Origin of the sequence: Nocardia lasii, from assembly GCF_042658545.1 — a bacterium.
Taxonomy (GTDB): Bacteria; Actinomycetota; Actinomycetes; order Mycobacteriales; family Mycobacteriaceae; genus Nocardia; species Nocardia lasii.
In genome coordinates, this window is record NZ_JBHSQN010000016.1 from 8,022 (window position 1) to 23,096 (window position 15,075).

Genomic DNA, 15,075 nt, shown 5'->3' on the forward strand with positions numbered 1-15,075 from the left:
CGGCGGTTCGTAGGCCGGGGGCGGCGGCGGTGCCTCTGCCACCGGCGGGGCCGCCTCGGGAGCCGGGGCCGGTTCATGGGCGGGCGGCGGAGGCGGGGCGGGCGCGGTGGTCGGCGGCTCGGATTCGGGGGTGGTTGCGGTGCACTGCCACGCGCCCTCGTCCACCCGCCAGTGCGCGACGATGCCGCCGGCCGAGCAGTTGCCGCCGACCCGACGCGCGGGCCACGGCGGCGCGAATTCGCGGGGATCGTCGGCGACCGCCTGGTCGGACCCGGCGACGGGAGCCTCGTCGGCGCCGGAGCCGACGGGCGTCACCGAGGCGCTGTCGGTGCCCGAGTCGGTGCGCAGCACCAGGCCGAGCGCGACCACCAGCGCGAGCACGGCCGCCAGGACGGCCGCGAGCGTGATCTTGCGAGTACCGCCGGTCCGTGCCGAGGGAGCATCGCCGTTGTCCACCATCGCACCGCCTTCGCCGCGGATCAGGTCTGTCCCGATCAGCACGCTACCGCACGGTTGCTGGGAAGCCGACCCGCTCGGCCGAGGTATCACTGGCCAGGGCGAACACCTACATACGATGGTTGCCAGATATTTACTTGATCGCGACCCGTACCTTCACGGCGTCGGCGTCGGTCTCGTGCAACGCCTGCGCGATCAGGGTGCTCAGGTCCAGCTGCGGGGCCGCGGCGGTGACCGATTCGGTGAGCGGACGCAGTCCGGGCAGCAGGGCCGCGAGCTCGGGACCGATCTCCTCCAGCTTCGCGGTGAGCTGTTCGAGCAACGGCACCAAACCGCCGTCACGCACGTACTGCCCCATGTCGCCCTCGGTGGCGCGACCGACGGACTCGACGAACTGGTCGATCACCTGACTCAGCCGCACGAACGCGGGCGCCGCCGCCGAGGTGGCCGGACCGGCCCAGGCGATGTCGCCGGAGACGTACTCGAAGTTGTTCTGCAGCTCGCCGATCGCGGGCGCGCGGCTCATCAGCGCCGCCGCCAACAGGTCACCGGCCCTGGCCAGCTCGGGAACCACGTTCTCGGTGCCGACCATCGCCGTGCCGAGGGTGTCGACCAGCGAGCCGACCACCGCGGGATCGAGCTGCTCGACGGTCTTGGTGACCAGCCGCGCGACCTCCGGGATCGACATCGGGGTGCGCACGTTCTCCCCGGTCAGGCGCTGCCCGTCGGCCAGGAACGGCCCCTCGGCACTGGCAGGCACGAACTGCACGTACGGCTCACCCAGCGAGGACAGGTGCTCGATGGTGACGACGCTGCTCATCGGCACCTTGTGGTCGGCGCCGAACCGGAAGTCGACCTGCACGCGCCCACCGGCGGAGGTGTCGATGCCGGTGACCTCACCGATCTCGATGCCGGTCAACAGAATCGGCGAACCGACGCTGAGACCACCGGAATTGGAGATCTCGAGCGAGGCGGCGGTGAAATCGGCGAACGGATCGACGCGCACCACCCCGAAGGTCAGGTAGCTCGCGCCGAGCACGGTGATGGCGGCGATACCGCCAAGGGATGCCAGGGCACCGATCTTCATCGCACCATTCCGATCATCCGCAGCGCGGTGACGATCTGCGCCACCTGGTCTTGTTCGGATACCTCGACCCCGGTGACGTTCACCTTCGGACCCTTCTCGACGAAGGGAATGATCTTGTCGCGCAACAGCGCGGTGAGCAGCGCCATGTTGGTCGCCGAGCGCAGATCGGCCGAACCGCCGGTGGCCAACGGCAGCAACGCCATCGCGGCCGCGTCACCGGAGTTCGCGATCGGGGCCAACCAGGTGAGCGAGGAACCGACCGGGCCCAGCGCGTCGAAGATCGTCATGGTCTTGGCGATCGAGTCCTCGGTCCCGGTCAGCGCGGCCACGGCCGCCGGGGTGAGGATATTGCTCAGTTCGGCCTCGATGTTGTGCATGACCTCGGCGTTGGTGGCCAGGCCGTAGACGAGCAGGTCGACCTGGTCCAGATTCGCGGCCAGATCGGCGGCGTCGGCGCCCATGACGGCGGCGATGCGCGCGGTCTCCCGCGGATCCTGCGGCATCACCGAGTTGATCCGACCGAGCATCTCCTGCAACTGGCCGATCGCCCCGCCCTGCACGAACAGGGCCATCGTGGCCATCGTGTCTTCCAGCTGCACCGGCGGTTTCGTCTGCGCGATGCCGATGGTGTCGCCGTCGCGCAGCAGGTCGTCGAAGCCGTCCTTGGGGGTGGTGAGCGAGAGGTGGATGTCGCCGAGGATGGTGTCCTGGCGCAGCTCGGCGATGGATTCGCGGGGCAGCGCCACGGTGTCGAGGATGTCGGCCTCGACGATGACGTAGCCGCCGCGACCGGCGGGCGCGTCGGCGGGCTGGACCACCCGCACGCCGTCGACGATGCCGATCTCGGCGCCGTTGGCGATCACCTTCGACTTGGCGGGCAGGTTCAGCGCGCTGCTGAACTCGATCTGCACCCGGTAGGAGGAGCCGCCGACCGTCGAGCCGGGCACGGGCACCTCGGCGGGGTCGAAACCACAGCCGCTCACCGCGAGCGCGGTCGCGGCCAGCAGCGCGATCACGCTGCGGCGCACCATCTTCGGTGTCTTCATCGAGTCCCTGCCATTCCCAGCACGACCTGCACGAGATTCACATCGGCCAGTCCCTGCGCCGGATCGGGGCACTGCCCCGGGATCAGCGCGTTCACCGCGGCGCACACCTGATCGGCCTCGCCGACGGGCAGCGCGACCCTGGGCGGCGCGTAGGTGACCGCGGTACCGCCCGCGGGATCGGTGGCGCTGCGCAAGGCCGAGGCCAGCGCGGGCATCTTCGCCACGATCTCGCTGAGCGCACCGACGTTGGCGCGCAACAACTTCACCAGCGGAACGGTGTCGTCGAGGGCGCCGATGAGCGGGTCGCCCAGGATCAGCGCGATGTCGTTGAGCATCGGCAGCAGCTCGCCGAGGCCGTCGAACAGCGTGACGGCCGGGCCGAGCAGGTCGTCGGAGGCCTGGTTGAGCAGCGGCGCCAGGCGGACCAGCATCGTCTGCAGGTCACCCCAGTGGGCGGCGACCCGGTTCGACACCGAGGCGAACGCGTCGAAAAGCCCGGCGAGATGGCCGATATCGGCGTCGGGCTTGGTCATCGCCGCGCCGAGCTTGGTAATGAGTTCGTTCACGGTGGGGCCCGTACCCGCGGTCGCCCGGTCCAGCGAGGACAGGCCCTGTGCGAGCGCGCCGGGCTCGCCCGCGGTGGTGCCGGACAGTTCGTCGGACAGGCTCGCCAGCGCCGTGAGCGTTTCGGTGATGCTCTTGGGGGTCAGCGTCTTGGTGATGCAGTTGCCCGCGAGCGGCGCGGCGGTCTCACCGGTGGTGAGCACCGCCAAGTTACGGTCCGCGGCAACCGAATACGCGACCGTGGTGGCGGAAGCGTTGGCGTAGATCGGGAATTCGGCGTCGACGGAGAACTCGACGCGCACCTTGTTGCCCTCGTTGCGCACCGCGGTCACCTCGCCGACGTCGATGCCGCGCATGGTGACGTGGTTGCCGGGGTAGAGGCCGATCGCGTCGGGCATGAGCGCGCAATAGGATTCGGTCTTCTTCATCGGGTCGAACGCGATGAAGTAGCCGCCGGTCACCAGGGCCGCGAGCACCGCGACACCGGCGATCGACATGAACGCCTGCGATCCGAGCAGTCGTTTCAGCATCAGCACGCCTTCCCTGGCAGCGGTACGCACACCCGCGCGCTGGACTGGTCGACCACGACCCCGGCTTCGGGGGTCGCCAGCTGCGAGAGCTTGGTCTGCAGTTCACCGACGGTGCCGATGACCGGTTCGAGTTGGCCGCTGAGCTCGCGCAGGCGCGGCAGGGCGTCGGCCAGGGCCTGCACCTGCGGTTTCAGCGAGGACTCCCAGCTCGGCGCGAGACCGGCCAGGCGGTTCACCACCGAGACGAGCAGCCGGATCGCTTCGGCCAGTTCGGCCTTCTTGTTCAGCAGCAGGTCCTCGAGCATGTTGACGTTGTCCATCAGCCTGCCCAGATCGGACTTGGCGCCGTCGTACATGGAGATGTACTCGTCGAGGATCGCGATCGACTTCGACACCTGGCCGCGCTGGCGCTCGAGCATGTCGACATACCGGCCGACCGTGTCCAAGGTGCCGCGCAGGGCGTCCGGAGAGGTCTCGATCGCGGAGTTCGCGGCGGCCAGGTTGTTGCGCACGGTGTCGCCGTCGACCGCGGCCAGCGGGGCGGTCGCGTCCTGGAAGGTCTCGATCAGGCTGTAGGGCAGGCGAATTCGATCCGACGGGATCGCGGTGTCGCCCAGCGGGACGGTGCCGGCCGGGTAGAGGGCCACGTAGTGACCGCCGACCACGGTGAGCATGCGGACATCGAGGGAGGTCTTGTCGCCGACGAACACCTCGTTGTCCACGGTGAAACGCATGAGCACCTTGTCGGGCCGCAGTTCCAGCGAGGTGACGCTGCCGACCGAGATCCCGGCCAGGCGCACGTCGTCGCCCTCGCGCACCGACTGCGCCTCACTGAGTTCGGCGGTGTAGGTGTGCTTGCCCAGCGGCACCACGTAGACCACGCCCGCGGCGACGATGAACAGCACTACCAGGCTCAGGCCGATGATGCCCATGCGCAGTTCGCGCGCGCGTTTGCCCGCCTCGTCGAGGATCGGGCGATCACCGGCGAACTTCGGCAGCGTCAGGAGTTGCATACGGTGACCTTCTGTCCGGCGATCAGCACCTGCAGCGGCGCGGGTACCTCGGCGGCGCCGTTGCTGCAGTGCGGCGTGAAGTCGGCGAAATCGCGCGAGAGCGAGGCGTCGACCGTGGCGAGCAGGCCGGGCAGGCGCCCGAACACGGCCACGGCCTCCTGCGGATTCGGGAACAGGCCGCGGATCATCGCGTCCACGTCGGCGCCGCCGCCTTCGACCAGGCCGAGCGAGGCCAGCAGCCGGTCCACCGGGGCCAGCACCGAGGGCGCGGTCATCGCGAACTGGGCGACGCCGCCGATATTGCGCTGCATCGCCTCGAAGATGTCGGTGAGCCGGGCCAGCAGCGGCAGCAGGTGACCGACCTGGCCGCCGTGGCGATCGGCCAGGTCGGACAGGTTGCGGATCAGGGTGCTGATCACCTGCTGGCGGTCGTCGGCGTAGTCGGCGAGCTGGTCGATCGCGGTCAGCGCGGGACCAAGGCCCGTGCCGTCGCCCTCGATGACGGCCAGCATGCTCGCGGTGAACTGGTTGATCGCCTCCGGCGAGAGCGTGGCCAGCACCGGCTTGAGGCCGCTGAACAGGCTGGTCACGTCGAAGGACGGCACGGTCATGTTCGCGCCGATCCGGGCGCCCGCGGGGATGCGGGTGCCGGGGTTGGGCGCCTGCTGCAGGTCGATGTAGCGCTGGCCGGTGAGGTTCTGGTAGCGGATGGCCAGGCGGGAGTTGTCGTAGATCGGGGTGTCGGTCTTGACGGTGATCGCGACCTTGGCCTTGTCGCCGTCGAGGCTGATCTTCTCGATCTTGCCCACCTGCACACCGAACATGCGCACGTCGTTGCCGACCTTGAGGCCGTTGGCGTCGGTGAACATGGCGTCGTGGGAGTTGGTGTCACCGGCGACCGGGCGTTCGATCAGGGTGAACACCATGCCCAGCACCGCGACCATGACCAGCGTGAACGCGCCGAGGCGCAGTGCGGTTCCGCGAATCTTCATCAGGCACCGGCCTTTCCGAACAACGGCACCGCGAGGCCGGGGACTCCGCGCAGTTCCACGTCGAGATTGAGAACGGGACCGTTCGGGCCGTCTGGCATGGCGCCGCGCAGGTTCTGTAGCAGGGCCGTGAGGTCGGCGCTGGTCGCGCGCGGATTCGGCGACATCTGCGCCAGCGCGAGCAGCATGGGCGCGAGCATGTCGGTGGTCTCGGCCAGGTGGCCGCCCGCGGTGCTCAGCGTGGTGGTCAGCGCGGGCAGGATGGACCCGCCGATGACGCCGACGCCGATGTCGTAGCGGTCCTTGTCGACCTGGGTCACCCGGATCTCGCTGAGCTGGTCGATCACCTGCATGGTGGCGCCGGCGAACTGGCCGCCGCCGTCGAAGGCGGGACCGAGCTTGCCGAACAGCTCCGAGGGCAGCACGTCCTGGTTGTCGGCGATGGTCTCGGCGACGGTGATCAGGGCCTGCACCAGCGGGGTGAAGGCCTTGAAGTCGGCGGCCAGCTGGGAGATGACCGTCGCCATCTGCGGGCTGGTCACGGTCATGCCGACCTGCGAGAGGCTGCGCAGGATCGCGCTCATGGTGGCGTCGTAGACACGGTCGCCGTTGGCGCCGGTGAGGTCGAGCACCGCGCCCTCGCGCAGCGGGGAACCGCCGGTGCCGCGGCGCAGTTCGATCTCGGCGATGCCGAACAGGTTGGTGGGGGCGTAGTCGACGGCGAGGCTGTCGTCGATGCCGACCAGCCGGGCGGCGTCGAGCAGCAGCGAGATCTGCTGGGTGCCGCGGTCGCCGGGGGTCACCTCGGCGACCTCGCCGACGGTCACGCCGTCGATGCGGACCTGGCTGCCCGCGCTGATCCCGTCACCGAGGTGTTCGGTGCGCAGGGCGATGCGCAGGCCGTCCTCGGTGCGCAGGTTGCTGTAGGCCAGGCTCGCGACCAGCACGACCGTGATCAGGCCGAGGATGATCGCGCCGGTGCGGCGCGCGGTGCGCCGATCGGCCGCGACGCCGGGCATTCCGTAGTTAGGCACTAGCTCACCCCGTAAAACTGATCGCCGAGTTGAAGCCCCAGAGCATGATCGAGAGCACCATGTCGATGGCGATGATGGCCACCGAGCTCGCGCGCACCGCGCGGCCCGAGGCGATGCCGACGCCCTCGGGTCCGCCGGTGGCGAAGAACCCGAAGTAGGCGTGCACCAGGATCACCACCGTGCCGAACACGGCGACCTTGATCACCGCCGCGATCATGTCGAAGCCGGAGATGAACTGGAAGAAGTAGTGGTCATAGACCCCGGCCGACTGCCCGTAGACCATCGTGAGCAGGCCGCGGCAGGCGCCGTAGGCCAGGATCAGCGCGATCAGGAAGGTCGGCACGATGGCGATGGCACCGGCGATCACGCGGGTGGTGACGACGAACGGCACCGAGCGAAGGCCCAGCGCCTCGATGGCGTCGATCTCCTCGGAGATGCGCATCGAGCCGATCTCGGCGGTGATCCGGCAGCCCGCCTGGGCGGCGAAGCCGATGGCCGCCGCGATCGGGGCCAGCTCGCGGGTGGTCGCGTAGGCCGAGATCACGCCGGTGACCGGGCCCATGCCGAGCATGTCGAGGGAGGCGAACGATTCCACGCCCACCGAGGCGCCCATCACCAGGCCGAGCACGATCATCATCGGGACGGTGCCGCCGCCGACGATGATCGATCCGCGACCCCAGGTCATATCGGTGACCGCGCGCAGCGTCTCGTCCCGGTAGCGGCGCAGCGTCAGCGGGACCGACGACAGCACCTGCCAGACGAACACCGCGACGAAGCCGAGCGATTCACCGGCGGAGATGATCCGTTTGCCCGCGCGGGCGGGCTTGCGCAGCCAGTGGGCGGGAATGTAGGAGGAGGCAGCCATCACGCCAACTTCGTCGGCAGGAACATGGCGCTGATCTGGCTGGCCAGTAGGTTCACGATCGCGATCGAGACCACCGAGAGCACCACGGCCGCGTTCACCGCGTCGGCGACCCCGCGCGGTCCGCCCTTGGCCTCGAGGCCGCGCTGGCAGGAGATGATCACGACCAGGAAGCCGAAGATCAACGCCTTGAGCAGCGAGACCCACACGTCACCGGTGGTCGCGAACGACCCGAAGGTCGACCAGTAGCTGCCCGGCGTCACGCCCTGACCGCCGACGGCGACCGCGTATCCGGCCAGCACGCCGACGAAGATGATCAGCACATTGAGCATCGGGGCCACGATCAGCATCGCGGCCATGCGCGGGATGACCAGGCGGTGCACCGGGTTGATACCCATGGTGTTGAGCGCGTCGATCTCCTCGCGGATGGTGCGCGCGCCGAGGTCGGCCGCGATGGCCGCCGCGCCCGCGCCACCGAGCAGGAAGCCGGTGGCGATCGGGGCGCCCTGTTTGATCACGCCGAGCCCGCCGGTGGCGCCGAGCATGGAGTCGGCGCCGAGACTGTGGATCAGGTTGCCGACCTGGACCGAGACGATCACCCCGAACGGGATGGCCATCAGGATCGCGGGGATGGCGGTGACCGTGATCAGCCGCCAGGCCTGCACGAGGGTCTCACGCCACTGGAACTGCCTGCGGGCGATGTCGGAGACCGAACCGCCGACCGATTGCTGGGCGAGATCGACCGCACGCCCGAAGGTCCGCAGCGATGACACCACGGTATCGGTGAAGTTCTTGCGGACGATCTGGGTAGCGGAATCCTGCTTCGCGGGGCGCAGTCCGGTGGTCATCCGAGAATGCCTCCGGCCCACTCGCGAAGCGCGGAGTTTGTGATTCTCATACCGCACTCTCTGGCTTCGGCGTCGGTGCCAACTCCAGCAAGCTAACCGGTACTCTGCGTCACAACAAAATTTTCGGTGGGTGACCCTCGTCTCTAAAAAACTGTTTCCATGACAGCTATCCGACCGATGTGATCCGCAACACTTCAGCTACGGACTTGCGGCGAGGAACACAAAAGCCGCGAACAACGCCAGGTGAACGCCACTGTGCAGCAGGGTGGCGCGGCCGGGAACGATCGTCAGCGTGCCGACCACGACGGTTAGCGCCAGCAACACCATCTGCGTGGCGCCGAGGCCCAGCACCAGCGGACCGCTGAGCCAGATGGTCGCGATCGCGATCACCGGAATGGTCAGACCGATACTGGCCATCGCCGAACCGAGCGCCAGATTCAGCCCGATCTGCACCTGATTGCGGCGCGCGGAGTTCACCGCGGCGATCGTCTCGGGCAGCAGCACCAGCATCGCGATCACCACACCGACCGCCGAGGGCGGCAGACCCGCCGAGGCGATGGCCGACTCGAGCGCGGGCGAGACCACCTTGGCCAGCCCGACCACGCAGACCAGCGCCAACACCAGCATCTCGAGACTGATGAACGCGGCCCGGTTGGACGGCGCGTGGCTGTGCACGACGGTGTCGCTGTCGTCGACCGCGCCGCCGTCCTCCACCGGCAGGAAGTCGTCGGGGTGGCGCACCGTCTGCACCATCACGAACAGCCCGTAGAGCGAGAGCGAGGCGACCGCGGCGAAGGCCAGCTGCGCGGTCGAGAACTCCGGGCCGTTGGCACTGGTGGTGAAGGTCGGCAGCACCAGACTCAGGGTGGCCAGGGTCGCCACGGTGGCCAGCGCGGCGCCGGTGCCCTCGGCGTTGAACACCGCGACCCGCCTGCGCAACGCCCCGACGAGCAGCACGAGGCCGAAGATGCCGTTGCAGGTGATCATCACCGCGGCGAACACGGTGTCGCGCGCCAGCGACGCCGTCTTTTCGCCACCGGAGATCATCATCGTGACGATCAGCGCCACCTCGATCACGGTCACCGCGACCGCGAGCACCAGCGAACCGTAGGGTTCGCCGACCCGGTGGGCCACGATCTCGGCGTGATACACCGCGGCCAGCACCGCGCCGACCAGCGCCAGGCTCACCAGCGCGACGATCAACCCCGGTACGGAACGGCCCCAGCTGAGCAGGAGCACGAGCGCGGCGAGGATGGGCACGTACATTGTCCATTTAGTCGTCAACGCGGCAATCATGATCACCATCTTTCCAGTTGCCGCCGGGGAACCCCGGATCCGTCGGCGTCCGATCTCGGCGATGGATTCACTCGCGCCGCCCGGATGGGGAACAATTCAGCGCGTGCGGACCCAGTTCACCCTCGAGCTCGTCTCCCTGGCCGGCGACCTCACCGAGATGTCACGCGTGGCCCGAGACGCGACCGAGCGGGTCACCGCGGCGATCGCGGGCGCCGACCTCACGGCCACCTACGAGGTGTTCGCACTCGACGAGCGGTTACAGCTGATGTTCGCGGCCTGCGAGTCACGCACGATGGCGCTGCTCGCGTTGCAGGCGCCGGTCGCGCGCGATCTGCGTCATGTGGTGACCGCGATCCAGGTCGCCGGTGAGCTCTCGCGCATCGGCCGACGCACCGAAACCGCAGGCCAGTATGTGTATCGGGCCCATCCTGAGCCGGTCGCGCCCGCACCGGTGATCGCGGAGCTGGTGGCGATGGGCACGCTGGCGACCGATTGCGTCGGCCGGGCGACCACCGCGGTGGCCACCGGTCGCATCGACACCGACGACGACGGCGACGCCGCGGCGATGGACGCGCGGTGCGCGCGATTGCGTACCGTCCTCGCCGATTCCGCGCTGGGCCCCGCGGCCGCGATCGATATGGCCTTGCTGGGCAGTCAATTCCAGCGGTGCGTCGACCACGCCGCCCGGATCACCCGCCTGATCCGCTTCCTGGACACCGGAATTCCCACCGATTCCGGCGCACTGCTGGACTGAGGAGATCGCACAATCGCCGTGCGGTGTGCTGTGCGCAACCTCATAGCGGACAATCACTGAGAACGCCCGGTTCCGCCGTTAGGTTGTGCCGGTTCATTTCTCGACGATGCATGTGGGTGGTACGGACATGAAATGGTCCTCGATCAGCGGCTCTCCCCTGGGACGAGCCCTGCTGGCACTGGCCGCCGCGGCGGCGCTGGCCGTGGTGGTCACCCTCGCGAATTCGATGCTGGACAAGGTGAATCCGAGCGCGCCCGGTCCCGGTTCGGCGGGCGCGGCGACGGTGTCGGGCAAGGAGATCGGTGATCTGCTCGGCACGCTCGTGGTCGCCAAGGAGGGCCCGATGACGGGCTATACGCGCGAGAAGTTCCCGCACTGGGACACCAACAAGCCCGAACACGGCTTCAGCGGACCGCTGGCGCAGTACGCCAAATGCACCAGCCGCGAGGTGATGATGCTGCGCGACTCCAACGGCAAGGTCACCCTCGACGCCAAGACCTGCGATCTGACGGTGCAGGCCGGCGGCGGTTGGCAGGACCGCTACGGCTTCATCGATCGCAAGACCGGCCAGATGGGGCCCTACAAGTTCATCACCGATCCGACCAAGGTCGACGCCGAACACATTGTGCCCCTTGCCGAAGCGTGGCGTTCCGGCGCCGCCGACCGCGACGACGACACCCGCCGCCGCCTCGCCAACGACTCGCTGAACCTGGTCGCCGCCGACCCGTCGGCCAACCGTTCCAAGGGCGACCAGGATCCGGCGAACTACCTGCCCCCCGGCGAGTTTCGATGCGCGTATGTGGAGCACTACGTGAAAGTGAAGGTAAAATACGCGCTGACCGTTGACACCGCAGAGCACGCCGCGTTGCAGACCGCAGTCGATGACTGCCTCCGCCGAGGAGAGTTCAAATAAGCGACACCATCGAGATCACCGCAGACAGCTCCGTCATGACCGATGAGGAAGGGACGATCTCCGGTGAGCTCGATGTGATGCTCGACGACGCGGGCAGGGGCCTGGTCCGCTATCGCGACACCGACACCTGGTACACCATCGGCAACCTCGAGGGCGAGCCCGCGCGCACCTGGGAGTGTGTCGCCGATCTGGTCAAAGCGATCAAGAAGGTCGCGGGCACCCGCGACGCGGTCGGCAACGCGGTGGTCTTCGAAGCCTGAGCGCCGAGCTGGCAATCTGGTAGTTATGCATGATGTCGCTCTGAGAGGTCTGTGTCGTCGCACCCCGCGCGTGTTCGCGCTGGTGGTGACCGCGGTCGCGCTGATCACCGCGCTCACCTGGTACGTCACCACCACCAACGACCACAGCGGGATCGATGCCCGCGTGCTCGACTGGATGATCGCCCATCGCGACGAACCGCTCACCGGGATCGCCCGGGTGATCACCGACCTCGGCGACACGTTGTCGATGACGATTCTCGCGGCCCTGACCATCGCGTGGTTCGCGTGGCGGCGGGATCTGCCGGTCGCCGCGCTGGTCGCGATCGCCTCGCTGGGCGCGGGGGTGCTGGTGTGGGTGATCAAGCGACTCGTGGGGCGGCATCGGCCGCCGGAGGTGTCGCGGTTGGTGTTCGAGCCGAGTCTGTCGTATCCGTCCGGGCACACGCTCGGTTCCACGGTGGTGGTGGGAATCGTGGCGATCGTGGCGATTCCGCGCCTGCACCGGCACTGGGCGCGGGTCTGCGCGACGGTGCTCGCGGTGGTTTTCCCGGTCGGGGTCGGGTTGTCGCGGATCTATCTGGGCGTGCACTGGACCACCGATGTGCTCGCGGGCTGGCTCATCGGCGGGCTCTGGTTGATCTTGTGCGTCACGGCTTTCACCCGCGCCTACCCCCGGTGAACCGGCCGCGCTCAACCCTTCGATACCTCCGGGCTATCAGCGCCCTGATCGAGTAGCTTGCCCGCGATCCGCGACAGGGCCTTGTCGAGCAGTTCGCGGTCGGTCGGATCCTCGGAATTCCAGTCGTCGAGACGGTCGCCGAGCCAGCGTCGCCAGCCCACCCGCAGGGTGTCGACCTCGGTGTTGCCCTCGTCGGTCAGGGTCAGGGTGCCGCGATCGTCGTGCAGCAGCCCGGCCTCGACCGCCTGCCGGAACACCGGCGCGAGGACCTCCACCGGCAGCCGGTGCCGGTAGGCGATGGCGTGCACCGTCGCGGGCTGGCCTTCCTTGCTGTAGAGGTAGACCTGGCCGAGGGCCCAGGCCGCGTCCGGGTGCAGCGTGGAACCCGAGGCCGCGAGCAGTTCGGGGATGATCGGTTTCTCGGCCCTGGCCTTGCGCACCGTCGTGGCGACCGCGCGTTCGAGCTGCACCACCCGGTCGTGCGAATCGGGCACCGAGAAGCCCTCGCCGACATCGCCCGCGCCGTGCCGGGAGCTGTCGCGCAGGCGGACCTGCGGCAGGAACCACGACACGACGAAGCCGACCACCGCCACCGGCACGACCCAGCGGAACACGTGGTCGATCGAGCTCGCGTAGGCGTCGATGATGTGTTTCGTCTGCTCGTAGGGCAGTTCGCGCAGCAGTTTCGGGTTCGACACCGCCTCGGGTGAGACGCCGGGCGACTGTGCCATCGCCTCCTCGAGCGCGGTTTTGCTCTGGTTGGTGTAGAGCGTGCCGAACACCGCGGTGCCGAACGCGCTGCCCAGGGTGCGGAAGAAGGTGACGCCCGAGGTGGCGGTGCCGAGGTCGGCGTAGGGCACGGTGTTCTGCACGACGATGGTGAGCACCTGCATCGACAGACCGAGCCCGGAGCCGAGGATCAGCATGTACAGCGATTCCAGCCACACGCTCGTGTCGTGGCCCATCGTCGACATGAGCAGCAGGCCCAGCGCCATCACCGCCATGCCGACCACCGGGAAGTACCGGTACCTTCCGGTCCGGCCGACCACCTGGCCGGAGAAGATCGAGGTGATGAACAGGCCGATCACCAGCGGCAGGGTCCGCACGCCCGAGCTCGTCGCCGTCGCGCCGTCGACATATTGCAGATAGGCGGGCAGGTAGGTCATCGAGCCGAGCATGGCGAACCCGACGATGAAACTGAGCACCGACGACACCGTGAACACCCGGCTGCTGAACAGCCGCATGGGCAGCATCGGCTCCTTCGCCCGGTTCTCCACCCGCACGAACGCGGTGAGCAGCACCACCGCCAGCACGAACAGGCCGATGATCTGCCAGGAGCCCCACGGGTATTCGTTGCCGCCGAACTCGAGTCCGAGGATCAGCGACGAGACGCCCAGCGCGACCAGGCCGATGCCGAGGTAGTCGATCACCGGGCGCGCGACCGCGCGCAGGTGCGGCAGGGTGCGCGCCGCCATCACGATCATGATGATCGCGATCGGCACGTTCACGTAGAAACACCACCGCCAGCTGGCGTGGTCGGTGAACAGGCCGCCCAGGGTGGGGCCGACGACGGTGGTCACGCCGAAGACCGCGCCGAGCGCGCCCTGATACTTGCCGCGTTCGCGCAGCGGGATGGTGTCGGCGATCAGGGCCATCGAGGTCACCATCAACCCGCCGGCGCCGATGCCCTGGATGCCGCGCGCCACGATCAGCACGACCATGCTGGTGGCGACGCCGGCCAGCGCCGAGCCCGCGATGAAGATGGCGCCGCTGATCTGGAACAGCAGTTTGCGCCCGAACAGGTCGCCGAGCTTGCCCGCGAGCACGGTCGCGACGGCCTCGGCGAGCAGGTACGAGGTCACCACCCAGGCCATGTGCCCGGCGCTGCCGAGGTCGGCCACGATCGAGGGCAGCGCCGCCGACACGATGGTCTGATCCAGGGCGGCCATCAGCATGCCGAGTACGACCGTGGCGAAGATGATGTTGATCTTCGCCTTGCTCATCGGCTCGACGGGCTTGTCCGTAGCAACACCATCCGGCATTGCCTCAGTATGGGCTTATGGCATCGGCGCAGGGGCCCAGTGACACGGCAGCAATCGGCGAACGATCTCAGCGCACGGCGTAGTCACCCAGTCCCGATTCCAGTTTGCCGAAGGCGATCCGCGCGTACTCGGTGAGGGCGGCGGCGATCTCGTCGCCCGACTCCCCCGCCATGGTGCGGCGCATGATCTCGGCGAGCAGCACCCGGTGCACGCCGGTGAGCTGGGCGGCGGCCACGCGCGGGGTGATGTCGTCGGGGGCGGCGTCGGTGGCCTGCGCCAGGGCGCGGGCCAGGGCCGCCTCGCGCTCGTCGTCGAATTCGCGCAGCCGGGCGACCAGGGCCGGGCTGTCGGTGATCATCTTCGCGAACGGCAGGCCGCTGAAGCCGATCATCTGGTCCTGGGCGGCGACCGCGGCGAGGTAGACCTCGCGCAGCGCGGCCAGCGCCGATTGCCCCGGCGCGCGGTCGCGCACGACCGCGGCCAGTTGCTCCACGAACATCTCACCCAGGTCCAGCGCCAGGTCTTCCTTGCGGGGGAAGTAGTTGGTGACGGTCATCTTGGCGACATCGGCGGCCGCGGCGATCTCCGCGATGGTCACCCGGTCGAAGCCACGTTCGAGGAACAGAGCGGTGGCCCGGTCGGAGATGTGTTCCCTGGTCTGCTGCTTCTTCCTGGCGCGAAGGCCCTGCTGAGTGGTCATGC

Annotated in this window: 15 protein-coding genes and 1 pseudogene; 4 read left to right on the forward strand and 12 right to left on the reverse strand. The window is 68.6% G+C overall.

Annotated features, from left to right (window positions below):
• The 10 genes and pseudogenes from ACFP3H_RS24930 to ACFP3H_RS24975 form a co-directional block, all read right to left on the reverse strand.
• Positions 1 to 501 (reverse strand): annotated as a pseudogene (locus tag ACFP3H_RS24930) (hypothetical protein); the annotation flags it as partial.
• An 88-nt stretch (positions 502 to 589) separates the two neighbouring features.
• Positions 590 to 1,543: an MlaD family protein gene (locus ACFP3H_RS24935; protein ID WP_378609621.1), complete on the reverse strand. Its 954-nt coding sequence runs from the start codon at positions 1,541 to 1,543 to the stop codon at positions 590 to 592.
• Positions 1,540 to 2,589: an MlaD family protein gene (locus ACFP3H_RS24940; RefSeq protein WP_378609622.1), complete on the reverse strand. Its 1,050-nt coding sequence runs from the start codon at positions 2,587 to 2,589 to the stop codon at positions 1,540 to 1,542. The genes ACFP3H_RS24935 and ACFP3H_RS24940 overlap by 4 nt, the downstream gene beginning before the upstream one ends.
• Positions 2,586 to 3,683 carry an MlaD family protein gene (locus ACFP3H_RS24945; RefSeq protein ID WP_378609624.1) on the reverse strand — a complete coding sequence of 366 codons (1,098 nt, stop codon included), beginning with the start codon at positions 3,681 to 3,683 and terminating at the stop codon, positions 2,586 to 2,588. The genes ACFP3H_RS24940 and ACFP3H_RS24945 overlap by 4 nt, the downstream gene beginning before the upstream one ends.
• Positions 3,683 to 4,696: an MlaD family protein gene (locus tag ACFP3H_RS24950; RefSeq protein ID WP_378609625.1), complete on the reverse strand. Its 1,014-nt coding sequence runs from the start codon at positions 4,694 to 4,696 to the stop codon at positions 3,683 to 3,685. Before ACFP3H_RS24950 ends, ACFP3H_RS24945 begins: the two co-directional genes overlap by 1 nt.
• The gene (locus ACFP3H_RS24955; RefSeq protein WP_378609626.1) at positions 4,684 to 5,688 is read right to left on the reverse strand and encodes an MlaD family protein; all 1,005 of its coding nucleotides are present in this window, start codon (positions 5,686 to 5,688) and stop codon (positions 4,684 to 4,686) included. The genes ACFP3H_RS24950 and ACFP3H_RS24955 overlap by 13 nt, the downstream gene beginning before the upstream one ends.
• Entirely contained in the window at positions 5,688 to 6,719 is a 1,032-nt protein-coding gene (locus ACFP3H_RS24960) for an MlaD family protein (protein WP_378609627.1), read from the reverse strand. The genes ACFP3H_RS24955 and ACFP3H_RS24960 overlap by 1 nt, the downstream gene beginning before the upstream one ends.
• 4 nt (positions 6,720 to 6,723) lie before the next feature.
• Positions 6,724 to 7,584: an MlaE family ABC transporter permease gene (locus ACFP3H_RS24965; RefSeq protein WP_378609628.1), complete on the reverse strand. Its 861-nt coding sequence runs from the start codon at positions 7,582 to 7,584 to the stop codon at positions 6,724 to 6,726.
• Positions 7,584 to 8,429 carry an MlaE family ABC transporter permease gene (locus ACFP3H_RS24970; RefSeq protein WP_378609629.1) on the reverse strand — a complete coding sequence of 282 codons (846 nt, stop codon included), beginning with the start codon at positions 8,427 to 8,429 and terminating at the stop codon, positions 7,584 to 7,586. The genes ACFP3H_RS24965 and ACFP3H_RS24970 overlap by 1 nt, the downstream gene beginning before the upstream one ends.
• Positions 8,430 to 8,627: 198 nt before the next feature.
• Entirely contained in the window at positions 8,628 to 9,725 is a 1,098-nt protein-coding gene (locus ACFP3H_RS24975; RefSeq protein ID WP_378609630.1) for a calcium:cation antiporter, read from the reverse strand.
• 103 nt (positions 9,726 to 9,828) lie between these two features.
• Here ACFP3H_RS24975 and ACFP3H_RS24980 point away from each other — a divergent pair, with 103 nt between their 5' ends.
• The 4 genes from ACFP3H_RS24980 to ACFP3H_RS24995 all read left to right on the forward strand — a co-directional run bounded on the left by ACFP3H_RS24980 (position 9,829) and on the right by ACFP3H_RS24995 (position 12,331).
• Positions 9,829 to 10,479, forward strand: coding sequence for a phosphate signaling complex PhoU family protein (locus ACFP3H_RS24980; RefSeq protein WP_378609631.1), 651 nt, complete (start codon positions 9,829 to 9,831; stop codon positions 10,477 to 10,479).
• Positions 10,480 to 10,606: 127 nt separating this feature from the next.
• On the forward strand, positions 10,607 to 11,392 hold the full coding sequence (locus tag ACFP3H_RS24985; RefSeq protein ID WP_378609632.1) for an HNH endonuclease family protein: 786 nt from the start codon (positions 10,607 to 10,609) through the stop codon (positions 11,390 to 11,392).
• A gap of 35 nt (positions 11,393 to 11,427) precedes the next feature.
• A complete protein-coding gene (locus ACFP3H_RS24990) occupies positions 11,428 to 11,652 on the forward strand; it encodes a hypothetical protein (RefSeq protein WP_378609633.1) in 225 nt (74 codons plus the stop codon).
• A gap of 25 nt (positions 11,653 to 11,677) precedes the next feature.
• Positions 11,678 to 12,331 (forward strand): phosphatase PAP2 family protein, encoded by a 654-nt coding sequence (locus tag ACFP3H_RS24995; protein ID WP_378609634.1) that lies wholly within the window; start codon positions 11,678 to 11,680, stop codon positions 12,329 to 12,331.
• A gap of 11 nt (positions 12,332 to 12,342) precedes the next feature.
• On the opposite strand, the gene ACFP3H_RS25000 is transcribed toward ACFP3H_RS24995, so the two are convergent.
• Both ACFP3H_RS25000 and ACFP3H_RS25005 read right to left on the reverse strand, forming a co-directional pair.
• Positions 12,343 to 14,373 (reverse strand): MDR family MFS transporter, encoded by a 2,031-nt coding sequence (locus ACFP3H_RS25000; RefSeq protein WP_465263773.1) that lies wholly within the window; start codon positions 14,371 to 14,373, stop codon positions 12,343 to 12,345.
• A gap of 67 nt (positions 14,374 to 14,440) precedes the next feature.
• On the reverse strand, positions 14,441 to 15,073 hold the full coding sequence (locus tag ACFP3H_RS25005; RefSeq protein ID WP_378609635.1) for a TetR/AcrR family transcriptional regulator: 633 nt from the start codon (positions 15,071 to 15,073) through the stop codon (positions 14,441 to 14,443).
• Positions 15,074 to 15,075 lie beyond the last annotated feature (2 nt).